The 21909-nt window shown below is 46.2% G+C and carries 28 protein-coding genes, 1 tRNA gene, 2 pseudogenes and 1 riboswitch; of the genes and pseudogenes, 17 read left to right on the top strand and 14 right to left on the bottom strand.

The annotated features are described in order from the left end of the window. The first annotated feature begins 172 nt into the window (after positions 1-172). From def to DXE35_RS08790, 7 genes are read left to right on the top strand one after another with little or no spacing between them, the layout of a single operon-like run. Positions 173-688: a peptide deformylase gene (gene def / locus DXE35_RS08820; protein ID WP_197714063.1), complete on the top strand. Its 516-nt coding sequence runs from the start codon at positions 173-175 to the stop codon at positions 686-688. An 8-nt stretch (positions 689-696) separates the two neighbouring features. After that, a complete protein-coding gene (gene fmt, locus DXE35_RS08815) occupies positions 697-1695 on the top strand; it encodes a methionyl-tRNA formyltransferase (RefSeq protein WP_114690278.1) in 999 nt (332 codons plus the stop codon). 2 nt (positions 1696-1697) lie between these two features. Next, positions 1698-2564 (top strand): zinc metalloprotease HtpX, encoded by an 867-nt coding sequence (gene htpX, locus DXE35_RS08810; protein WP_114690277.1) that lies wholly within the window; start codon positions 1698-1700, stop codon positions 2562-2564. 1 nt (position 2565) lies between these two features. Continuing rightward, on the top strand, positions 2566-3882 hold the full coding sequence (gene rsmB, locus DXE35_RS08805; RefSeq protein WP_114690276.1) for a 16S rRNA (cytosine(967)-C(5))-methyltransferase RsmB: 1317 nt from the start codon (positions 2566-2568) through the stop codon (positions 3880-3882). After that, the gene (locus tag DXE35_RS08800; RefSeq protein ID WP_114690275.1) at positions 3879-4460 is read left to right on the top strand and encodes a DUF4390 domain-containing protein; all 582 of its coding nucleotides are present in this window, start codon (positions 3879-3881) and stop codon (positions 4458-4460) included. The genes rsmB and DXE35_RS08800 overlap by 4 nt, the downstream gene beginning before the upstream one ends. Beyond that, complete coding sequence (locus DXE35_RS08795) at positions 4457-6766, top strand: sensor histidine kinase (protein ID WP_114690274.1); 2310 nt, start codon at positions 4457-4459, stop codon at positions 6764-6766. The genes DXE35_RS08800 and DXE35_RS08795 overlap by 4 nt, the downstream gene beginning before the upstream one ends. Before the next feature lie 2 nt (positions 6767-6768). Next, positions 6769-7449: a response regulator gene (locus DXE35_RS08790; RefSeq protein WP_114690273.1), complete on the top strand. Its 681-nt coding sequence runs from the start codon at positions 6769-6771 to the stop codon at positions 7447-7449. A gap of 30 nt (positions 7450-7479) precedes the next feature. Here DXE35_RS08790 and DXE35_RS08785 read toward each other — a convergent pair whose 3' ends face one another. Further along, positions 7480-8052, bottom strand: coding sequence for a DNA-3-methyladenine glycosylase I (locus tag DXE35_RS08785; RefSeq protein ID WP_114690272.1), 573 nt, complete (start codon positions 8050-8052; stop codon positions 7480-7482). 217 nt (positions 8053-8269) lie between these two features. On the opposite strand from DXE35_RS08785, the gene DXE35_RS08780 reads away from it, so the two are divergent. From DXE35_RS08780 to DXE35_RS09350, 7 genes are all read left to right on the top strand, one after another. Further along, positions 8270-8449, top strand: a complete 180-nt coding sequence (locus tag DXE35_RS08780) for a hypothetical protein (protein WP_114690271.1) — start codon at positions 8270-8272, stop codon at positions 8447-8449. A 247-nt stretch (positions 8450-8696) separates the two neighbouring features. After that, positions 8697-9041, top strand: a complete 345-nt coding sequence (locus tag DXE35_RS08775; RefSeq protein WP_162785011.1) for a hypothetical protein — start codon at positions 8697-8699, stop codon at positions 9039-9041. Positions 9042-9179: 138 nt separating this feature from the next. Further along, a tRNA-Phe gene (locus DXE35_RS08770) sits at positions 9180-9255 on the top strand. Between the two features lie 201 nt (positions 9256-9456). Then, positions 9457-9870 (top strand): DMT family transporter, encoded by a 414-nt coding sequence (locus DXE35_RS10800; RefSeq protein ID WP_331851947.1) that lies wholly within the window; start codon positions 9457-9459, stop codon positions 9868-9870. A 12-nt stretch (positions 9871-9882) separates the two neighbouring features. Further along, entirely contained in the window at positions 9883-10215 is a 333-nt protein-coding gene (locus DXE35_RS10795) for a DMT family transporter (RefSeq protein WP_231970114.1), read from the top strand. Positions 10216-10375: 160 nt separating this feature from the next. Next, positions 10376-11128 (top strand): sulfite exporter TauE/SafE family protein, encoded by a 753-nt coding sequence (locus DXE35_RS08760; protein WP_162785010.1) that lies wholly within the window; start codon positions 10376-10378, stop codon positions 11126-11128. 117 nt (positions 11129-11245) lie between these two features. After that, a riboswitch (glycine riboswitch) is annotated at positions 11246-11349 on the top strand. Between the two features lie 168 nt (positions 11350-11517). Then, positions 11518-11685, top strand: coding sequence for a hypothetical protein (locus tag DXE35_RS09350; RefSeq protein WP_162785009.1), 168 nt, complete (start codon positions 11518-11520; stop codon positions 11683-11685). Between the two features lie 73 nt (positions 11686-11758). Here the strand turns inward: DXE35_RS09350 and DXE35_RS08755 are convergent, their stop codons facing one another. The 6 genes from DXE35_RS08755 to DXE35_RS09900 are packed head-to-tail and all read right to left on the bottom strand — an operon-like array spanning position 11759 to position 14120. Further along, positions 11759-12043 (bottom strand): MipA/OmpV family protein, encoded by a 285-nt coding sequence (locus DXE35_RS08755; protein WP_114690268.1) that lies wholly within the window; start codon positions 12041-12043, stop codon positions 11759-11761. 2 nt (positions 12044-12045) lie between these two features. Then, positions 12046-12528, bottom strand: a complete 483-nt coding sequence (locus tag DXE35_RS08750) for a hypothetical protein (RefSeq protein WP_114690267.1) — start codon at positions 12526-12528, stop codon at positions 12046-12048. A 32-nt stretch (positions 12529-12560) separates the two neighbouring features. Continuing rightward, positions 12561-13205, bottom strand: coding sequence for a histidine phosphatase family protein (locus DXE35_RS08745; protein ID WP_114690266.1), 645 nt, complete (start codon positions 13203-13205; stop codon positions 12561-12563). 21 nt (positions 13206-13226) lie between these two features. Then, positions 13227-13622 carry a GNAT family N-acetyltransferase gene (locus DXE35_RS08740; protein ID WP_114690265.1) on the bottom strand — a complete coding sequence of 132 codons (396 nt, stop codon included), beginning with the start codon at positions 13620-13622 and terminating at the stop codon, positions 13227-13229. A 49-nt stretch (positions 13623-13671) separates the two neighbouring features. Continuing rightward, on the bottom strand, positions 13672-13842 hold the full coding sequence (locus tag DXE35_RS11465) for a hypothetical protein (RefSeq protein WP_415070317.1): 171 nt from the start codon (positions 13840-13842) through the stop codon (positions 13672-13674). Positions 13843-13847: 5 nt separating this feature from the next. Then, entirely contained in the window at positions 13848-14120 is a 273-nt protein-coding gene (locus DXE35_RS09900) for a hypothetical protein (protein WP_197714036.1), read from the bottom strand. 182 nt (positions 14121-14302) lie between these two features. Between DXE35_RS09900 and DXE35_RS08730 the strand changes: the two genes are divergently transcribed. After that, positions 14303-15001, top strand: coding sequence for a DMT family transporter (locus DXE35_RS08730; RefSeq protein WP_114690264.1), 699 nt, complete (start codon positions 14303-14305; stop codon positions 14999-15001). Between the two features lie 297 nt (positions 15002-15298). Further along, positions 15299-15547, top strand: a complete 249-nt coding sequence (locus DXE35_RS08720; protein WP_114690263.1) for a hypothetical protein — start codon at positions 15299-15301, stop codon at positions 15545-15547. Here the strand turns inward: DXE35_RS08720 and DXE35_RS08715 are convergent. The 7 genes and pseudogenes from DXE35_RS08715 to can all read right to left on the bottom strand — a co-directional run bounded on the left by DXE35_RS08715 (position 15536) and on the right by can (position 21590). Then, positions 15536-16972 (bottom strand): annotated as a pseudogene (locus DXE35_RS08715) (peptide chain release factor 3). The gene DXE35_RS08720 and the pseudogene DXE35_RS08715 sit on opposite strands and share 12 nt — an antisense overlap. Positions 16973-17029: 57 nt before the next feature. After that, a pseudogene (locus DXE35_RS08710) lies at positions 17030-17768 on the bottom strand (pseudouridine synthase). Between the two features lie 152 nt (positions 17769-17920). Then, positions 17921-19234 (bottom strand): serine/threonine protein kinase, encoded by a 1314-nt coding sequence (locus DXE35_RS08705; protein ID WP_197714035.1) that lies wholly within the window; start codon positions 19232-19234, stop codon positions 17921-17923. 5 nt (positions 19235-19239) lie between these two features. After that, positions 19240-19992, bottom strand: coding sequence for a metallophosphoesterase family protein (locus tag DXE35_RS08700; RefSeq protein ID WP_114690262.1), 753 nt, complete (start codon positions 19990-19992; stop codon positions 19240-19242). Positions 19993-19995: 3 nt separating this feature from the next. After that, positions 19996-20487, bottom strand: a complete 492-nt coding sequence (locus DXE35_RS11095; protein WP_269459888.1) for an LpxL/LpxP family acyltransferase — start codon at positions 20485-20487, stop codon at positions 19996-19998. Then, positions 20468-20845 carry an LpxL/LpxP family acyltransferase gene (locus DXE35_RS11090; RefSeq protein ID WP_269459887.1) on the bottom strand — a complete coding sequence of 126 codons (378 nt, stop codon included), beginning with the start codon at positions 20843-20845 and terminating at the stop codon, positions 20468-20470. The genes DXE35_RS11095 and DXE35_RS11090 overlap by 20 nt, the downstream gene beginning before the upstream one ends. Before the next feature lie 73 nt (positions 20846-20918). Continuing rightward, entirely contained in the window at positions 20919-21590 is a 672-nt protein-coding gene (gene can, locus DXE35_RS08690) for a carbonate dehydratase (RefSeq protein WP_114690261.1), read from the bottom strand. Between the two features lie 22 nt (positions 21591-21612). Between can and DXE35_RS08685 the strand changes: the two genes are divergently transcribed. Next, positions 21613-21909 carry a DUF167 domain-containing protein gene (locus DXE35_RS08685; RefSeq protein ID WP_114690260.1) on the top strand — a complete coding sequence of 99 codons (297 nt, stop codon included), beginning with the start codon at positions 21613-21615 and terminating at the stop codon, positions 21907-21909.

Here is a 21909-nt window from a genome sequence, read left to right as displayed (position 1 = left end):
GAGCGATCTTGGGGGTCAAATAAATCGTAGAGACGGCGAGGATAGTGGCCGCTGCCAACATCAACGCGAATTTTGGGGTTTGCGGGTGGCGATGATTGCATCAACCAATTTTGTTCCGCAGGGAAATTGGCGCAATCAGGACAGACGGATAGCTCTGTTGGATAATTCTTATATGGCTTTATTAAACGTCCTTTGCTATCCAGACCGCCGTCTGCACAAGGTTGCACAACCAGTTGCGCAGGTAGATGCTCATATTAAAAAAATAGTCGCCGATATGGCCGACACAATGTATAACGCGCCTGGCGTTGGCTTGGCTGCGACACAGGTTGATATTCATGAGCGCATTGTGGTGATTGATGTTTCAGATGAGCAAAATGAATTGATGGTGTTTATTAATCCAGAGATTGTTTGGTCAAGTGCGGAAACAAAATCTTGGCGTGAGGGTTGTTTATCTGTGCCTGAGTTTTATGACGAAGTAGAAAGGCGAGCAGAAATTCGCGTGAAGGCTTTAGACATTAACGGCAAAGAGTTTGAAATAGCAGCCGATGGTTTGTTGGCAGTGTGCTTGCAGCACGAGTTAGACCACCTTCAAGGAAAAGTATTCGTTGAATATTTATCACTCCTTAAACGAACCCGTATCTCGCAAAAAATGAAAAAGCGCGCCAAAGAATTAGTAGGTCAGCGCTAAGCGCCTCAATGAAAATCATCTTTGCTGGAACACCTGAGTTTGCTGCGCAAGCAATGCGCGCCATTGATGCCTCTGGACATGAAATTGTCTTAGCGCTTACTCAGCCAGATCGTCGCGCTGGCAGAGGTATGCATTTGCAAGCAAGCCCAGTCAAAGAGTTTGCGTTACAAAAAAATATACCGGTGTTGCAGCCAGAAACACTTAGGCGAAATAGTGCCGACCCACAAAAACAAGCGCAGGCTCAAGCAGCTTACGAGCGGATTGCTTCGATGGAATTTGACGCCATGGTGGTTGTTGCCCATGGCTTGATCCTGCCGCAAGAGATTTTGGATATTAGCGAGAGGGCCGATAGGCACGGCAGTTTTAATATTCATGCTTCGTTGTTGCCGCGTTGGAGGGGTGCTGCGCCAATTCAGCGCGCGATTGAAGCGGGTGACCCCAAGACGGGCATTTGCATCATGCAAATGGACGCAGGGCTCGATACGGGCGATACAGTTTTAGTTGCCATCTTAGACATTGCAGGAAATGAAACAAGTGCGACCCTGCATGATCGACTGGCGCGACTTGGTGCCGAGTCAATTGTGCATGTCTTAAATGTTTTGCAGCAAGGCAACCACTTAGTGCGGATGCCACAAGCAAACGAGGGCATCACCTACGCAGAAAAAATACTCAAGAGCGAGGCGGAGATTGATTGGAATTTAAGCGCTAAAGAAATTGATCAACGTATTCGCGCCTTCAATCCTTTTCCTGGCGCAAGCAGTCAAGCAAATGGGCTTGCAGTCAAATTTTGGAATTCAAGACTCGCAGCCATTGGGGTTGAAAACCCATCTCAAGAGTCTGGTGATGTGCTTGGGCTTAGTGATCATGGCGTATATATTCAGTGTGGTGACGGCGTCCTCGAAGTTTTGGAAATGCAAAAACCGGGTGGTAAAAAAACAGACGCCAAGACCTGTTTGCAATCGATAGGCCTTGGTGAAAAACAATTGCGCTTTCAGTCAAAGGAGTAGAAATGTTTAATTTTGCAAAAACTGCTGTTTTGATGGCAGCAATTACTGCGCTATTTATTGTGGTTGGTGGCATGCTGGGCGGCGAGCAAGGAATGTTGATGGCTTTGCTGATGGCTGTCGGCATGAACTTCTTTAGCTATTGGTTTTCTGACACCATGGTGCTCAAGATGACGAATGCGCAGCAGGTTGACGAAAGATCTGCGCCCCAGTTTTATGGTTTGGTGAAAGAGCTGTCTGAGAAGGCGGGCTTGCCAATGCCCAAAGTATTTTTAATTAATGAAGATGCGCCCAACGCCTTTGCCACGGGCCGCAATCCAGACAATGCTTCAGTTGCCGCAACCACTGGAAGTCTAAAAATTCTCTCTAATCGTGAGCTACGTGGCGTTATGGCACATGAGCTTGCCCATGTGCGCCATCGAGACATTTTGATTTCAACGGTCGCCGCAACAATGGCAGGCGCCATTTCTGCATTGGCAAATTTCGCCATGTTTTTTGGTGGACGCGATTCTGAAGGTCGCCCTCATAATCCAATAGCCAGTTTGATAGTGGGCATCTTGGCTCCGATAGCGGCAAGTTTGATTCAGATGAGTATTTCGCGTGCAAGAGAGTTCGAGGCTGATCGCGGCGGCGCTGAGATTAGCTCGGACCCCGAGGCGCTTGCGCATGCTTTAGAAAAAATTCATAACTACGCGCAAGGCATCCCCTTTCAGGCTGTTGAACAGCATCCTGAAACTGCGCAGATGATGATTCTGAATCCCCTCAGTGCTGGCGGACTTGCGCAACTTTTTTCCACCCATCCGCCTACTGAAGAGCGGGTAGCACGCTTAATGAGTATGGCTAAAAACGGGACATATCCCGGAGCAAATTAATTTGACTGATCAAAAAACACCATGCAGTCCCCCACTTTCTGAAGCAATCACGATTGCCGCGCAAGCGATCAGTGAGGTCATGAGCGGCAGATCGCTTACAGAGGTTTTAGATCAACTGGATGCTCATGAGCGTCCGATTGTGCAGAGCTTAAGCTTTGATGCATTACGAAAATGGGTTCGCTCCCATGAGTTAATCACGCAATTTATTCCGAAGACTCCACCGCCTGAGGTCGATCATCTGCTCAGCGTTGCGATAGCCTTATTTTTACAAGACGCCACGGATAGCAAGGGGTATCCAGCCCACACCACTGTTGATCAGGCTGTAAAGGCGTGTGGTGAATATGACAAGACGATGTATGCCAAGGGTTTGGTCAATGCGGTTTTGCGCAAGGTGAGCCTCTTGGCGCAGCCGCTAGAAGGCGAGAAGCGTTATCCACCTGATCCGATTCCAATGTACGTGCCTGCTTGGTGGCGCGCAAATCTAAAGCGTAACCATTCCAAGCGGTGGCAATCGATATTGTTTCAACAGGCTAAGCGCGCGCCATTAATTTTGCGTGTAAATCAAAAGCAATACCCACGTGAGCAATATCAATCTTTATTGGCGGATGTGGGCATTTCATCAAAGCCCATCAAAGAAATTGCTGGGGTTTCTTTGCCGTGCGCAATTTGGTTGTCAGAGGCCGTGCCGGTCTCTGATCTGCCGGGTTTTTACAGTGGCGCTGTATCTGTACAAGACGCAGGCGCGCAATTGGCCGCAGTCTTATTAAGCCCTCAAAATGGAGAGTTGGTATTGGATGCTTGCGCTGCCCCGGGTGGCAAAACAGCGCATCTCTTGGAAATGGCCGATTGCTCAATGCGAGCCCTTGAGTTGGACGGGGAACGCATTGGGAAAATTAGCGGTAATTTAGATCGTCTTCGTTTGCACTCTGATCGGGTGCGCGTATTGCGTGGCGATGCATCGAAAGCCGCATGGTGGGATGGCGTCCCTTTCGACAAAATATTGCTTGATGCCCCTTGTTCGGCTTCAGGCATAGTATCTCGACATCCAGACATTCCATTTTTGAGAAGAGAGGCGGATGTTATAGCTCTGCAAGAACGACAACGCGCCATACTGGATCAGGCGTGGAAGATGCTGAAGCCAGGGGGTGAGCTTTTGTATGTCACTTGCTCAATATTTAACGAAGAGGGTGAAGATCAAGCCATTTGGTTTGCTGGAGAGCACCCCGATGCGGTACGATTAGACGCTCCCGGGCAGGTTTTGCCCAGCGAATTAAATGATGGTTTTTACTATGCCTTGTTTAAGAAAAATGGGCCATGAGCCGAAGCATTAAACAATTTCTTTTTTTGTTCTTGATGGTGTTGGGAATATTCTCGACTACTGTTAGCGCAGAAGGAATAAAAATTAAATCCTTTGAGTTGGAGAGGGTGGATAACGATTTGCTTTTAAATGCCGCGTTTCAAATTGAGTTATCTCCCGGCCTGGAAGATGCGGTGCAAAAAGGTGTTGTTCTCTATTTCCAGACTGAGTTTGATTTAACACGCTCACGCTGGTATTGGTTTGATGAAAAGCCCGCGCTTGTACAAAGACAAACACGCTTGTCCTATCAACCGCTGACGCAGCAGTATCGTATTGCTTCCGAAAGATTTACTTTTTCCGCTAAATCTATGACGGAAGCGTTGCAGGCGGTCGGCAGTATTGGTGGCTGGCGAGTTATGGAAAATTTCCAGCTAGACCCCGGTAAATCATATACGGCGAGTGTGCGCATGACCCTCGACCTGAGTAAGTTGCCAAAACCGTTCCAGGTAAACGCCCTTAATAATCGCGACTGGAATGTATCAAGTGATTGGTATCGTTTTCCATTCTCACCTAATGGCCTCAATCTAATTAAGCGATGACATCCATGGCCAATCTGCTGGATTCAGGCTTTTTTACATCTAAGGTCTGGAGAAAAAAATTAATCCCAATCACGATTGGATTGATCGGTGCATTTGCTTTATTGCTTTTGGCTTTATTGGCAATCGCTTCATCTAATACCGAGTTTTTTGATAACTATTTCATTTGGCTGTATGCAGCCAACGTAGTGATTGGCGTTTGTCTGACCTTAGTTATTTTGACTTTAGTAATAGTGATCGCGGTGCGTTGGTATCGAGGTCATTTTGGAACGCGCTTGATAGCCAAGTTGGCGATGATTTTCGCCTTGGTCGGCATCGTTCCGGGCTTAATTTTGTATGGTGTTTCTTTGCAATTCGTATCGCGCAGTATTGAAACTTGGTTTGATGTGCAGGTGGAATCAGCGCTAAATTCTGGTTTGGAGTTGGGGCGAGTAACTTTGCGTGTTGCTCAAGAAGAAATTTTGGGCGAAGGTAATTTTATTGCCGAACAGATTGTCCAGATTCCTGCTGGGACCACGTCTGATCAAGTGGGTGCGGCGATTATGAAGATTCGTAATCAATTTGGCATCCAAGAGGTGAGTCTCTTTAATATGCAGCGTAACTTGATAGTCACAAGTGAGTTAAGTCCAAAAAAATACTTTCCCGCGCCTAGCGCCGACGTGGTTACCGAAGCATTTAAAAAAAAAGGTATTACCTTTTTAGATCAGATTGAGCTAGATGGCGGTCAGCGTGGTTATCGTATTAGAGCGCTTGTTCCGATTGTTCGTAAAAAATCCATTAACAACAAAGCATACCCTGGAAAAGATGGAGAGGATAAATATTTTTTACAGCTAGTACGCTACATGCCGACTCCATTAGCAAAGAATATTTTTGCGGTTGAGACTGCTTATAGTGAGTATCAAGAAAAATCACTTGGACGCACAGGCTTGCGCAAGATGTTTGTAGGAACCTTGACGCTTACTTTGTTTTTTGCGGTATTTGTGGCAATTACCTTGGCGTTGATGTTGGGCAGACAACTTGCCCGCCCTCTGTTGATGCTCTTAAAGGGCACGCAAGCAGTGGCACAGGGTGACTTGTCGCCTAAGCCGGAGTTGGATACTGGTGATGAGCTTGGAATGCTGACGCGCCAATTTAATGTCATGACAAGGCAGTTGGCCGATACCCGCACTTCTTTACAAGAGTCCAAAGCGTTTTTGGAGCGCGTACTAGGAAGTCTTACTGCAGGCGTATGTATTTTTGATAAAAATTACAACATTGTTTCTAGTAATGCGGGCGCAGACAGAATTTTTTGTCAAGATCTTACGCAGCTCGATGGAAAGCCGCTGAGTAGCAGCCCCGCTTTACAGGAGTTTGAGGAGGCCATTAAAGAGGGCTTTGTCACGATGAAGTTGGCAGTTCTTGGTGATGGTGAAGTGGAACAAAAACCCGCACAGTCTGGTGCGCCGGTGTGGCAAAAACAAATCCAGATACATAGTACGAATGAGTTTGAAAATGAATTGGGCGTCACCTTATTTGTTCGTGGCACAGAGCTCACTGGTGAATTGCGCATGGTTGTCTTTGATGACATTACCGACGTGGTGAGCGCGCAAAGATCTATTGCTTGGAGTGAGGTTGCTAGACGCCTTGCCCATGAAATTAAAAATCCATTAACACCAATTCAACTCTCAGCCGAAAGGCTGCAGCATAAGCTTGCTGGCAAGTTGAGTCCCGAGCAAGAAGAGATGATGAATCGCAGCACTGAAACCATTATTGGCCAGGTGCAAGCTATGAAAGAAATGGTGAATGATTTTAGGGATTTTGCAAAGACACCAACACCCCAGCTAAAGCCGGTCTCTATCAATACGCTTACTTCTGAAATTTTGGGGCTTTATGAAGGAAGCCCGTTGAAAACACAATTGGATCCGCGTTGTCCAGCTATTTTGGGCGACCATACGCAATTGAGGCAGGTGATTCATAACCTATTGCAGAACGCTCAAGATGCTACGCTTGAGGGCTCTAATCCAAGCAATCCTGTTGAGGTAAAAACAGAATTAGTGCCTTATGGTGAGCAAAATGGCAAGGTTCAAAATGCGGTGCGACTAACAATAAGTGATAGCGGCGTTGGATTTCCAGCTAAGATACTGGCAAGAGCATTTGAGCCATATGTAACAACAAAGAGCAAGGGTACGGGATTGGGTTTGGCGGTAGTGAAGAAAATCGTTGATGATCACTCTGCGAAAATAGAAATTCGGAACCGTATGCAGGGCGAAGAAGTAATTGGTGCGCAAGTGTCAATATTGTTTATGAATCTAGCAAAAGAGGCAGCCTAAGTATGGCTAGTATTTTGGTTGTTGACGACGAGATGGGTATTCGTGAGCTTCTCAATGAGATTCTTACGGACGAAGGCCATACTGTTTACGCTGCAGAAAGCGCTGTGCAAGCGCGCACTATCCGTGAGCAAATGCGCCCGGATTTAGTTTTGCTAGATATTTGGATGCCCGAGATTGACGGCATTACCCTATTAAAAGAATGGTCCAATACAGGCCAACTCACAATGCCAGTGGTGATGATGTCTGGACACGCAACGATTGATACCGCCGTTGAGGCCAGTCGTATTGGCGCTCTAAACTTTTTAGAAAAGCCGATCGCCCTACAAAAGCTTTTGAAGACCGTTAGTAAAGCATTAGAAAGCTCTCCTAAACATGTGGAGCCAGAGCAAGAGCGGGCCGTGCAATTAACAAATACAGTTGCAGCACCAAAACAGGCTGTTGTTGAAGCAACCGCTGCACCTGCCGAAGGTGAGTTCATTAGTGGAATCGCAAAAACCTATTTCGATCTGCCATTAAGAGAGGCGAGAGATCGGTTTGAAAAGGCGTACTTTGAGCATCAAATGCAAATCATGGGTGGAAGCATGACCAAGATTTCAGAGTACACAGGCTTAGAGCGTACTCATTTGTACCGCAAGCTCAAAGCCTTGGGAATTGACACCTCGCGCAACAAAGGTGAAAGTTAAATACCCATCCGATGGATATTGCATAACCGCTTACTTATTTAAAGCGGAGTATCGATGGCAAGCGATGAGATGATCGTTAATCATTCCACTAGCTTGCATAAACGCATAACAAATGGTTGTTCCAACAAATTTAAATCCAGCCTTTAGCAATGCCTGGCTCATCGCGTCAGATTCTGGCGAACTAGCTGGAACTTCGCTTAATGAGCGGCGTTGGTTCTGAATGGGTTTATACTGCACAAACGACCAAAGAAATTGATTAAACGGCTGGCCACTTTTCTCCAACGCTAAATAAGCCTTTGCATTGTTAATTGTCGCGGCCACTTTTAGACGATTGTGAATAATTCCGGGATTTGCCAATAACTCAGCCACTTTTTGATCGTTGTAATTGGCTATTTTATTTGGATCGCAATAGTGGAATGCCTCTCGATAAGTGTCGCGCTTCTTTAAAACGGTTGACCAAGAAAGCCCGGCCTGAGCACCCTCTAATATAAGCAATTCAAATAATCGCTTACTGTCATGAAGTGGAACACCCCATTCGGTATCGTGATACTGGCGATATAAATCAAATCCTTCGCACCATGGACAGCGAATAATTGTTTTCATGGCTAGATTGTAAGAGGCTGACCAGATAGAGGATTTCCACATCTCTGCTATATCCACCTAGTTGCAGTACCGTTAACCAGGATTAAACATCCTCACCACCAAAGGATTTATGAGGTTGCCACAAAAAGCGCAGAGAATTAATCCGCCAAGATCAGCGGCGTTAGTTAGCTAATTTGTAATTAAGTGCCATAAATAATCAAGCGAACTAAAAAAACTAATGAACATAATTGTGTTCGATACCAAGAAGACTCCCGTACAAGTGCGGACTGCTACTGCCCTTGTTTTGCCTAAAGGTAAGCACCGGAGCGCCACATTGCTTAATAATAGCGATGCGACTGCGACAATTAGCGCGGTAATTGGCAATGACCCTGCCACTAGAGATGGTGTTCCATATTGAGACAGCAATAAACTGACACCACTGGCCGTTAGGTATGTGGCAACTCCTATGCTTGCGAATACTATTAACGCAAACTGGACCATTGTTTTTCTTTTTTAAAAAGTTGATGATTTTTGACTAATTAAGTCTATTTCACAATCTACCAGATAGTGTCGTCACGCTGGTAGCGCGCCGCTCTTATGATGGTTCACGTCGAGTTATTGGATTAAGTGAGTACTAAATGCGTTATGCTTATAAGAGGATATCTATGCTTACTTTTTTTAAGAATGCTTTTGGCAGTAACGAGACACTTGGCAAGACATCTTTAATTGGCTTTGTTGGGTATGTAGCCGTTATGGTTGCCACAAGTATCCTCGCTGACAGAATGTTAAGCGGCAAGGTTGAAATGTCAAATGTTGACCCCTTAAGCTCAGCGGTTCTGTTTTTATTGGTTCTTCCCTACGAGTTTTGGTTGGCGGTATCTCTCTGGCGTTGCGCTGGCAATACTTCACACAAGCTCGCAACAATATTCGCCAAGGCCATTGCCATACTGGTAGCCGCATTGTTCGTAATCAGCTTGTTTGGTGGCGTTAGCTCTTTGTTTGGAAAGTAACCCTCTATCCCACCTCTTACCGTCCCGCAGGATGAAACATCCCCACTAAGCCAAGCTTTACAGCATTTACCCAAGAGTGCGCCACAGCAGACACATTTCCCAGGCTTAAAACCCACTTCCGCTATAATTAATGCTCTTGGCCTGGTAGCTCAGTCGGTAGAGCAGAGGATTGAAAATCCTTGTGTCGGTGGTTCGATTCCGCCCCGGGCCACCAAGAAACATTAAAACCACCTTCGGGTGGTTTTTTCATTTCCGGTTGCTAGAATGGAATAGTGAATTCTTCAGACATTATTCGCCTTCTCTTGTTGGTTGCTATTTGGGGTGGTTCATTCCTATTTATAAGAATCGCCTCACCCGTTTTGGGCTCCGCCTATTTGGCTGAGGGGCGGGTGCTATTGGCCGCCATCTTTCTATATTGCTTAGCGCTGTATTTAAAAAAAAGAATAGAAATCTTCTAGGGCATTGGCGGCATTATTTGATAATGGGCGTCTTTAATTCAGCGTTTCCATTTGTGCTATTTGGATTTGCCGCTCTAAATTTCTCAACTTCCCAGCTGTCTATCCTAAATGCGCCGGCACCTATTTGGGCATTTGTCATTGGCCTTTTTATTGGCAATGAAAAATTTAAGATGAAGCGTGGGCTGGGTTTATTGTTGGGGATGAGCGGTGTCGGAGTTTTATTTGGTACATCGCCAACTTCAGCTGATGCGAGCGCATATCAGTCAATTGCTTTAGGGCTGGGAGCAGCTTTTTCCTATGGATTGGCGAGCAATTATGCGAAGAAATCTAAAGGTGTAGAGCCTTTTGATAACGCACACGGCAGTATGTGAGCCTCGGCTATTTTGCTAATCCCCGCATTATTTTTTATTCCGATTCGTAGCGAGCCAACGGCGTTAGTATGGCGCGCCGTTATTGCTATAGGCGTTCTTTGTAGCGGAATTGCTTATTTGTTGTATTTTCGATTCATGAGGGATGTAGGCGCTGCATCGGCTCTAACCGTGACATTTCTCATTCCTGTCTTTGGAACTTTGTGGGGCACCTTGTTTTTAGGCGAGCAACTGACACTCAAAGCCGTCATAGGTATGGCGATCATTATTGTTAGTACAGCAAGGGTGACCGAGTGCGATATTAAGAAGCTTGTTAAAAATTCATCCAAACTTTTGCTACAACTTTGATTGTCTTGCTTTTAGTGGGCTGTCTTGCGAGCACAACATCGCCCGTGGGCGTGAATTGTGACTATAGTCAGGGCAAGCTTTTATGGGAGATGCCTTTAGATTGTCAGGAGCGCTAACTTTTTTCGAAATTTACTTCAGATTACCAAACTTGTTTGAGTTCATGATTCAGGCCCTAGTCCTTGGTGTATTTGGCATGGGTGCTGGGGTTTTGGGTGGCGTTATTGGTTTTGGTACCGCTATTATCTTGATGCCTGCCCTGGTGTATTTTTACGGACTCATTCAAGCGATCCCTGTGATCGCTTTGGTTGCGACCGTTGCCAATCTCTCGCGAATTTTTTTGTGGTGGAGTGTTATTCAGTGGCGCCCCTGTTTTGTATATAGTCTGACGGCGATACCATTCACTATCTTGGGTGTGAACACTTTAGTTCGGCTTGATGAGCGTCTAATAGAGATGGCGTTAGGAGCCTTTCTAATCTTGCTGATTCCAATTCGTCGTTGGATGCGTCAGAAGAATTTTTTATTTAAAGCTTTGGCAAATGGGCTGGGTTGGCGCTGCTATTGGTTATTTGACAGACATTGTGGCCACAACAGGCGCTATCAACACACTTTTTTTCTGGCGTATGGCTTAAGCAAAGGCGCTTTCTTGGGTACAGAGGCAGCCAGCACCCTGTCAATTCTTTTTACCAAGGACATTACCTTTCATTGGCTCGGTTTTTTTGAATCTGATGGCTATTGCTCAGGGGTTGCGTATCGGGAGTTGTGTTTTGGTTGGCTCTATTTTTTCCAAGAAGATTGTTTTGGCATTGCCGGAGCAGAAATTGTTATTGCTCATGGAGTTGGTGATGTTGATTGCGGGCGCATGCATTTGAGGCATGTCTTTTTAAGCTCAGATTGGTATAAATCACTAGTTTGATAAAACTATCAGCAAGCTATAATTTGCGTGAAGCGGGGGATCGAGGGATTTCCCTCCACGGAATGCGCAAACTCCCATGAATGCTCAGGTATCCACCAGGAAGGTACTGCTTATCCTAAATAGCCGTCTGGGGAGTCACCATCGTTATGGTGCACCGAAGGAGCAAGCTCTAAGCCACGCTTAGAGTGAATCTCTCAGGTATCAAGGACAGGGGGAGCGGCATCCATCGGCGTAGCTTTGCTTCGTTAATGATGGGCTGCTTTGTGAGAGTCTCTATGCGCATTTCGATTCAATAGTTCGCCTATTCTGATTGTGCCGCTGTTGCGGTTTTAAATCCACTTTCCCCGCAATGCATTTCATTTTGGGTGCTAATTAATTAAGGTAAATATATGACGAACAAATTTGTTGAAGAGGCTTCATATCATCCTGGGTATGAAGATGCAGGCTTTAAGGGCGCTACGTCGCCTTTGGCTGCTGAAATTGACGGCTTTAGAAAAAGCAACTCACGTTACTTAAGCTTTGCCGATGTGATTGTTGCGTTTTGTGTGTCAGATTAAATAAAACAAACTTCATCCTGCAAAGTAAATTCAAACACAATAAGCCACCTTCTGGCGGCTTATTTATTGCTGATTATTTAAATCGGTATGCCAAAGCCATAAGGACGTTATCTTGGAATGAGCGATTCATGACGGGGCTGTTATTGATTCCTCCGCCAATCCATTTTCGTTTGCCGTAAATGTTGACGTACCAGTTTTCTACAACGGGAATTTCAATCATCACGCCTGCTAATAGGTTATTTGTCGCAGGCGCCGTATAAGCGTTATAGCCTGTAAGCGCAGACTCCGCGGGGTTTATTCCATAGTAGTAATTTGCGTATTGACTAGATTGTCTTTCAATTCCTAGTTGCGGATACAGAACTACTTTTTAAATGTTTCTATCTCTGCGAAATATGAAAACTCATATAGCGCGCCTTTAGATTTGCCGAAGTCGTGATAAGCATTCACGAAAAAACCACCAATAGGTGTTTCGTGAAATGTCCCGATGCCAAGAGGTATTGGGTCGCTGCGGTTAATGGAGTTACCGTTGAATGGCGACTTGACTTTGTAGTTGTCTAAATTAATTTTGCCGATGACTTCAAGGTAGCCATAGCCCATTTTGAGTGTTTTGATGCTTACTTCATCGATCCGAATAAATGCTCGTTTGTAATTCGGAAACGCATAGGGCAATGCAAAAGACTGCATCCCTTCGGTCCCGATGTGAAGGTTGGAGGTGTATATGGCGACACCGACGTCACCAACAATGTGGTCAGGAAATCCGTCCGGTACATCATCCATTGCGTTGGACGATGTGCATATGGTATAAATCGCCAAAAGAGCTGCTATGCGAGCAATGATTTTCATGGGTGCATGATAAGCCCCGCAAGACAAAGGCGTTAGAGGTCTAAATTGTCTAGAGCCGAATCTTCTAAGTGGCGCGTATCCGCCCAGCTATCAACTTGCCATGTAAGTCCGTCATGGCTGATCCAGTTAAGAGAGACATTGGGTACAGATACTGCTTTTTCAGCATGGAGCGGTTGCTTGCTTGCAATTCTGTACATCATGTCTAATGCGCCACCATGACTTACTGGCAAAATGGTTTTTCCAAAATGCTGAGCGCGAATTTGATTAAGCGCGGTTTCGATGCGCTGTGAAAATTGCTGAATGCTTTCACCATCGCGCAAATTCTCTTCAATATTTCTGCTCACATGGAATTTCCAGAGTTCAGGTTCGCGCGCTGGAGCTTCATCAGTGGTGAGTCCTTGTGGCGCACCAAGATGACGCTCTCTTAATGCGGCATTTTGAATTGCAGAGACATTAAATAATTCTTCAATAGCTTGAGCGGTTTTTGCGGCTCGCTGAAGATCGCTGGTATATAAAACATCAAATTGCAAATAGATTTTTTTTAGAGCGTGTGCCATTTGCCTGGCTTGAGCTAGGCCGCGAGTATTTAGTTCAATATCCGTGTGGCCTTGTAGGCGACGAGCCGCATTCCAGTCAGTTTCGCCGTGGCGAACTAAACAAAATCGAGCAATAGTCATGCGGCAATGATAAAGACTTAATTATTTTTTCAGGGGCCAAGCGTGCGGATTATGTTCGCAGCCTATATGTTCGTAGTATTCGTTTGCTTTGGGCGCTGCCAGTAGCACGATCATGCATTCTGGACCAAGGCGAGATTTGATTTCTTCAATTAACTGTTTACCGATTCCTGAGCGTTGATATTGCTGATCAACTGCCAGGTCTGCGAGATAGGCGACATAGGCAAAGTCAGTTAAGGATCTAGAAATGCCTACCAATGTTTCACCATCCCACGCGGTAATAGTAAGGGTGGCATTTTTGATCATAGCCTCAAATGTCTGAACGTTATCAATTGGTCGACGCTCTCCAAGGGTGGAGCGCTGATAAAGAGCAATAGCCTGCTCGGCCGTGAGTGCGGCATTGTCGCGAAATTCAATCATTTGTCACCCTCTAAACATAATTTATCGCCGATAGTCAGGATTCCGGAATCTAGAACTGCGGCGCGAATCCCCCGTTCCCTTCAAATGCCTCCATGAAGCTTTGTCTACCGAGGAGTTGCGCAGGTCTTTCGCAGGGCGCGCAAAGCTCTGTACGCCGCAGCCAAAGCTTGCCAAACTGGAATCGCCGTTCCACTGGGTTATTGAGTTCGGTGACTGTAATGCCCGCTAGGACGATATTGCGACGTGTTTCAGAAGTATCAAATGTGGGTGCATCGCCTGTTTTAACCAGTCGTTTGCCGTCTCAATGCCCGACAAGGCGATGAGACTAATATGGCGAACTTTAATTGGCTCCGTTGTGGAATACGCTCCCGTTCCTAGCGCATATCGATCACCTTCAATACCAATGCCCGAGTTGATTTTGATATTTTCTACAGATCGCATCGGGGCGCCAGCAGAAGCGGCAAGATAAATAGCTTGAATAGAGGCGTTGATTTTCATAAGCAGTACTTGCGTATTACAGCCCGCCGATCGACTTTATAGGCATTCTTATTTTTTTTTAGTTTAACGCTGCCAGTGAGTAAGATCGCTGTTTTAAGCTTTACCCCCTACTTTATTGCCTTTGGTAGAGCAAGCTTAGCGGGGTTGGTGGCATTGCCTATCTTGTCTACAAACAAGAGGCTATGCCATCCAAGGTTGATTTTGTGAAGTGTTTAGTGATAGCCCTTGGCGTTGTATTTGGCTGTCCCATCTTTACTACTGTCGCAATGACCCAAGGCTCTTCTTCGCATGGCGCTGTTATTTTGGGAATGATGCCGCTGGCAACGACAGTGATTGGGGTGCTGCGTTTTAAAGCGCGACCCTATTTGGGTTTTTGGTTTGTATCTCTATTGGGTGCTGGCCTAGTTGTTTTGTATGCCCTATTAAAGAATTCGGGCGGCTTTACTTATATTGATGGCCTTTTAGTTTTGGGTGGCACCAGCGCATGCATCGGCTATGTGGAGGGCGGCGAACTTTCAAGAAAGATGAATCCTCGCGCGGTGATTTCATGGGCATTGGTTATTTCCTTGCCTTTAAATCTGGTGATGACTTATTTGACCTACAACCCTGAATATATTCAGGCTAGCGCAGTGGCATGGTCTAGTTTCGTGTATCTCAGCCTATTTCCCCTGTTTCTTGGCTTCTTCTTTTGGTATGAGGGTCTTGCGATAGGTGGCATTGCAAGAGTCAGCCAAGTGCAATTAATTCAGCCATTCTGCACTCTGGTGGCAGCAAGTATTTTGCTCGGCGATTCTCTGACTGGGATGAATCTGGTCTTTGCGGTTTTGGTTGTATCAACCGTCATACTGGGAAAAAGAATGCTGGTGAAAAGGGCGTATTAATCCTATTTAATTCAATACAACAGCCGCTATGATGTAGCCATGATGAATGTACCCAATCTAGTCTTTGCCTTTGTAATTGGCTTTTGAATGTCTCTTAGCATTACGCTTGCCACTACATTGGTACGAGTTGGGCTTGCGAAAAATTTTTTATGAGTATGGCTCGAGGTTTGGTCTGTGGTTTATCCAGTAGCGATTGTTTGTATTTTTATTGATAGACCGCTTGCCAGCAAGATTAGCGCCAAGTTAATTGAGCGCCTGGGCTTGGGAAAATAACAGTCTGCATAAAAGGATTTTTCAATGGTGGCGTTAGTAAAGTTTCTAATCTTGGGCGCTAGTGTTTTGGCTTTAGCTTCATGCGCCGCTGTCTACACGGATGCCTCTGATGCTCATCATGTTACTTTTCTAAACAGTAGTGGCGATTCAATTGAGCAATTAAGCACGAAGGCGAGTGCGTATTGTGAGCAATATGGCAAGACCGCTTCGTTTAGAAGTAGCGATACTCAGATGGTGGTGGTATTTGATTGCAAGGCGAAGTTAGCCCGCTAAATCTGACTGATAAAGTAGGCCGGCGTGCTCTCTCAGCGCATGCAATTGCATTGATTCTCAGCGTTGTTGGGCAACATCTAATTCAGATTTATGCGACGCCAAGAAGACTGATGCTCCCACGACATCTTCCGCCATGCGATGGATGTTTTCTTGAGTAAATTTTTTCAGTGCCACCGGGTCGTCTGAACTAACCCAGCGAGTCAAGCTATAGCGAGTAGGCAATAGACGTACTGCTGCGCCATATTCAGTTTGGAGGCGATGACTAACCACCTCAAATTGGAGTTGCCCAAAGGCGCCCAGCAACATAGTGCCACCAGCCATTGGCCTAAAGACCTGAATGGCGTCCTCTGCACCTAATTGCATTAGCCCAGTGCGTAATTGTTTTGAGCGCAGGGGATCTGGAGACCCAACCATGCGGCAAATTTTGAGTTTCATGCCACGCTGAAAGTGACCAGAACAAATTCTTACAAAAGCTACTCGGTCGCGATGTGCTGAATCCATATTGGCTTGAATCTTAAACACCACCGCTGAGAATTTATTTTCGGCAGGACTTACTTCGCGCCGCAAGGCTTTGCGTGAGCCAGACGATGGCGCCAACTCAACCAAGGTATTGAGAATCTCACGCACGCCAAAATTATTGATAGCGGAACCAAAGAAGACAGGCGACTGTCGTCCGGCCAAGAAGGCTGCAAGATCAAATGCTGGCATTGCTTCCTTGATACGCTCCACTTCAGCCAATGCGTTTTCTAGGTCAGTGCCTAGACGCTCTTTAAGGGCTGGATCATTGATATCAACCACCGCATGGGAGTCTTCGGTAACGCGATCTTCGCCTGCTTTGAACATTCTCATGCGTCAGTTGGCGATATCAATTACGCCAGCAAAAGATTTACCCACGCCCACTGGCCAAGTAAATGGAACCACTTCAATGCCGAGAGCGGTTTCAATCTCATCCATTAATTCCATGGGAGGCTTAACCTCACGGTCCATCTTGCTAATGAAGGGGACGATAGGTGTATTGCGAGCACGGCACACTTCAAGCGGGCGCAATGTTTGAGACTCAACGCCGTTAGCGGCGTCGATCACCATGAGGGCGGAATCCGCGGCGGTTAGTACTCGATAGGTGTCTTCCGAAAAGTCTTGGTGTCCTGGAGTGTCTAATAAATTAATGATGCAATCACGATATTCCATTTGCATCACAGAGCTTGCTACAGAAATGCCCCGTTGCTTTTCAATCTCCATCCAGTCAGAGGGGGCATGACGACTCGCCTTGCGAGCTTTAACGCTACCTGCGATTTAAATGGCTCCCGCATAAAGCGATAATTTTTCTGTAAGCGTCGTTTTACCCGCATCTTGGTGAGAGATGATGGCAAAGCTGCGACGTCTAAGGACTTCTGCGCCGGGAGTGCTGGAGGTTTGAGATTCGATAGTAATTTTGCGCTACTTAATGTAAGTTTGGACGCAATTATAAGCGGGTGAGAGTGCTCAGAATTGCTCTTCGGGCCTTACATAGCGCCATTGGCCGGGTGACAGGGGGCCCAGTGACATGCGACCCATTCTGACGCGTTTTAGACCTAACACTTTGAGGCCCACCATCTCACACATCCGGCGAATTTCGCGTTTGCGTCCTTCGCGCAATACAAAGCGCAGCTGATCTTCATTTTGCCAGCTGACGTGCGCGGGTTTACGTTCTACCCCATCTAGTGATAGACCGTGCCTTAGGCGCTCCAGATCCTCGAAAGACAGCCTGCCTGCGACACGCACTAAATATTCTTGTTCGATGGGGCTATTTTCCCCAATCAATAATTTAGCAATGTGACCATCTTGGGTAAGCACCAGCATGCCAGTAGAGTTAATGTCCAATCTTCCAGCGGGCGCTAGCCCCTTGGTATTAAAGCGAGGACCTCTCCCCTTGTCTAGCGGGCTAGCAAAGTAATTTTCCGGAGTGATTAAAGAGGCCGCAGGTTGGTACTCTTGCTCATCATCATAGTGAGAGATGTAACCAACCGGCTTATTTAAAATTACTGTAACGCGAGAGGCTTGTTGCGCTTTGGCGCCAGATTGCAGCTCAATTTTTTTGGTGACGATAAGCCCGCACACCCAATTCGTTAACGACTTCTCCATCTACCGTTACCAGGCCGTGTTCAATATACGAATCCGCCTCGCGACGTGAGCATAGACCTAGCTCAGAGAGTAATTTTGAGGCCCGTACTTTTTCTTCCATACCTGCATTATCCGTCAATTGCCGGCTGGTCTGGCGCTGGAGATCGACTGAAGCTCTAACAATATGCACGCTGCACGGGGCCTCTTCGACAATCTTGGTTATCGAGGTTCTCCATGGAGTTACTTTGTTAGGGAGCTTGTGTGATGCCCCAATCAAAATGAGGGAGGCATATTATCTTTGGCAAACTCGACAATGCGCGATGCGGGATGAAGTGCCTCTAGTACGTGATATGAAATTCTCTCTGGTGGCAGCTTTAACGGTTTAGCCCAATCCATTAGTGGCACTAAGTGACCGCGCACAATTCCACTGGCGGTTTCGTTTTCTTGGTTACCTTCGAATGTAGGAGTGCTGCTAATGGTGCTTAAGCAAACCAAGCGACTTTCAGGATAGGTCTGCAATAAGTTCTTCGCGGTAATTTGCATGCGCTCACGTAAGTCTTCATCAGATTGCCGCGTATCAATTACGGTAATCATTAGCGGGGCATCAACGTTCCCCATGATGGGGCGCGGACTTGGGGAGGGTTCATAGCCAGCAGCCTTCAACATTCCTTTGAGGTTTTGCCAAAAGCTTGGCGGCTCAACACGATCAGCCCTTTCTGTGAGGGTAACGCCCTCGGGATCTCGCAACATTTGCCTTAAACGAGCGGCGCTTTGATAGCGATCGGCGGCGCGTGGCTCTAGACATCTCAAAATTACCTCTTTTAGCCAGCGGGGGATTTTTCGGCGAATCGCGCGAGGCGGGAAGGGTTCGGCCCACATGCGTCTACGTAGACCGCTCATGGTTTGAGGATTGCCAAATGGCAATTCGCCAGTAAGCAGCTCATACATGATCGCGCCGATAGAATAAATATCACTTTGTGAGTCAGAGCGAATGCCTGCTACTTGTTCGGGAGAAATATAAGGGGCAGAGCCAACACCTTTGCGCATTTCTTCCGCGAGTAAATCTGGATAGCGCGCATGATGCGATAAACCAAAATCAATCAGCGTTAATTTGCCTTTTTCATCAACCAAAATATTTTCAGGTTTGATATCTAGATGGATGGCATCTTGTGAATGTAGAGACTGAACAGCCTGGGCAAGATCGGCGCCAATACGCACGCCTTCATCAATCGTAAAAACTGTACCTTCTTTGATATAGTCTTCTAGCGGTCGACCCTCAACTCGCTCCATTGCAATATAAGGGCGCGTTGCCATATTGCCCGAGCCTAAATATTTAGGGACGTAAGGACTTTTAAGAGAGCGCAAGATCGTCAGCTCTGTTGCAAAGCCGATCAAACTCTCAACAGGCTGATCTCTACCAACACGCGGTATTTTTAGAAGAATGGGAACATCAATGCCATCTTTGGTTGCAGCAAACAGGCTGGCCATTCCGCCGCAATGCACTTCTTTTCCTAAAACAAAGTCATCAACCACTTTGCCTGCTTGAAATATGTCGTCTACTGCTTCAATATCAGTATTGATTGCCATTGATGTTATTTGCCGGTAATGAGACGATTTGCGAGGTCTTCCGGTAAGCCAGCACGACGCACTTTTTCTGCGGCGGAAAAGTGATCATAGGGTGTGCGATGGAATGTGAGGGCTTCGGCTTCTGGTTCAAAAATAGCAAAGCACGCCTCTGGATTGCCATCTCGGGGTTGGCCCAGTGAGCCTACAACGCCTACCCATTGGCGATGATGTAGTACAGGAATTTCATCACCAGGATGTGGTGCGAAGCGAATGAGTTTTCCGACGGCACTTTGATAAAAAAGTGCTTGCTCATGCGCATGACCGACAAAGGTATAGGTTTTTCCAGCATTTTGTACGCAACGCCGCGCACTCATGCTGTCGGTAATGTAATTCCAGTCAGCAGGGTTGTGTGCAGAGGCATGTACAAAGCAAATATTCTCTTCTTGCATGATGAGTGGAAGATTCTTCAAAAAATCCACCTGCGTATTGTTTAGTTGAGATTTAGTCCATTCAATCGCGGCATTAGCGCTTACATTCATTTGATCGCGACTATCCTTACAAACGGCTTCATCGTGATTACCAAGGATGGCAATAGCTTTTTTGTTGTCTACCAGATTGGCAATGCGATTTACGACTGTGACGGGGTCAGCGTTGTAGCCTACGAGATCTCCTACAAAAACCATGCGCGTCACACCAAGCTCTTCCGCGCGAGCCATGCAAGCTTCAAAAGCTTCTAAATTGCTATGGAGGTCGGCAAACAGCCCAATGCGTTCAGTCATCCCTTAGTGATAGGACAAAAGACCCCTAGATAGAAGGGTTATATGGACTTGGGCCGTTATTGGGGCGGTTTTTTTAAAGCGCTTGTGAACCCAGTAGTATTCTGCCGGCCGCAGTCGAATTTCTTTTTCAAAATATTGATTAAGTCGTGCTGTATCGGCTTTTGGATCCGGCCCTGGAAAATTCTCTAGCGGCTTACTGATTTCGCAAAGATATCCTGATTCATCCGCCTTTAAAGTGGTGGTCATCATGCACGCGTCGGCGCTCGTAATTTTGGCTAAACGGGAGATGGTGGTAATCGTATTAGTTTGAAGTCCGAAAAAAGGGACAAACTCAGAATCCTTAAGCCCTAAATCAATATCGGGCGCGATGATGATGAAATCCCCATTATGAATTTCCCGGATGATGGCCTTTGCACTGCCCTGACGATCAATCGAATTGCCGCCAAAACGATTGCGCCAATCGACAATCTTTTTATTAAAGAAAGGATTTTGCATTCTTTGAAAAAATCCCGAGGTACGAGGCCAGTGTTTTTTTGGAGAGCGCGCTCAAAATAATGCTGCCCTCAATGCCCGTGAAATGCATGTTAACTAAGATGCGAGGTTTCTTGCTGGAGAGGTCTACAGCTGATTTCACTTCAATCATATTGCTCAATTGTTTTGAGCTACCACACCAGATAATGTTTTTCTCTACCAGACTGCGCCCAAGTAATCGCCAATGCTGTTTACTAAGAGTGTCGATTTCAGCCGGGCTTAATTTCGGAAAACATACATGCAGATTGGTTTTAACTACGCGATTTCTATCCCCGGGAATGCGGGCGGCAATGTATCCGAGTCCATAACCAAGCCCAACCAACAGCTTATACGGCAGAAGGGCGATGGCTTTGAGTAGAGCTACGCCTACTTAATTAGAAAAGGATTTGAGCCAATTAGTTTTGTTCAGATTCATAGCGCTTTACTGACTTTGCATAACGCCCAGTCATTTCTTCTGTCGAGCTAATCGACATTCCTAAATCGTTTACTAGACCGGTATCCAGGCGATACGCCCACCCATGAACGGTAAGCTCTTGTCCTCGTGCCCAAGCATCTTGGACAATGGTGGTTTCACACACATTGACTACTTGCTCAATGACGTTTAATTCGCATAAGCGATCTTGACGTTTGGGTGTGGGCAGCAACTCGCCAAAATATCGTTCATGCTTTTGATGTACGTCTTTTACATGACGTAACCAGTTGTCTGCAAGACCCACGCGCCGATTGCTTAGAGCCGCATGAACACCAGCGCACCCATAGTGCCCAACAACCAGAATGTGTTTTACCTTCAGCAAGTCAATTGCAAATTGAATTACAGATAAACAATTTAGATCGGTATGAACAACTACGTTTGCTACATTGCGATGAACAAACAATTCGCCAGGTAGCAAATTGACAATGTCGTTCGCGGGAACGCGGCTATCTGCACAACCAATCCAAAGATACTCGGGCGCCTGTTGATTAACGAGGCGTTTAAAGAAGTCGGGATCTGTGGCTACCATGCCTTCGGCCCACTCCCGATTTCTCGCAAAGAGATGCTCTAAGGCTTGAGAATTTTTGTATGGCATGCTTTGAGTGTAAAGTACTTTGATGAAACCTATTTGGCTAAAACAAACCCCTATTGGAATAATCCTCAATTTGCACTGCCAACCAGAGGCAAAACAAGCAAAACCGGTTGGGTTGCATGATGGCTGCTTGAAGATTTCACTTCAGGCTTCAGCCTTGGAAAATAAGGTCAATGAGCTCTTATTGGCATGGCTTTCCAAGCAATTAAGGGTTCCTCAAAAACAAATCCAGTTCGTTTCTGGTCAAAATAGTCGCAAGAAACGCGTGGAAATTTGGGGTTCTATCAGCCCTGAGCAGATCGCTCAAATCCTAGCGCCTTAA

The organism is Polynucleobacter necessarius, assembly GCF_900095215.1.
Lineage (GTDB): Bacteria > Pseudomonadota > Gammaproteobacteria > Burkholderiales > Burkholderiaceae > Polynucleobacter > Polynucleobacter necessarius_H.
This window is presented reverse-complemented; position numbering and strand designations above follow the sequence as displayed.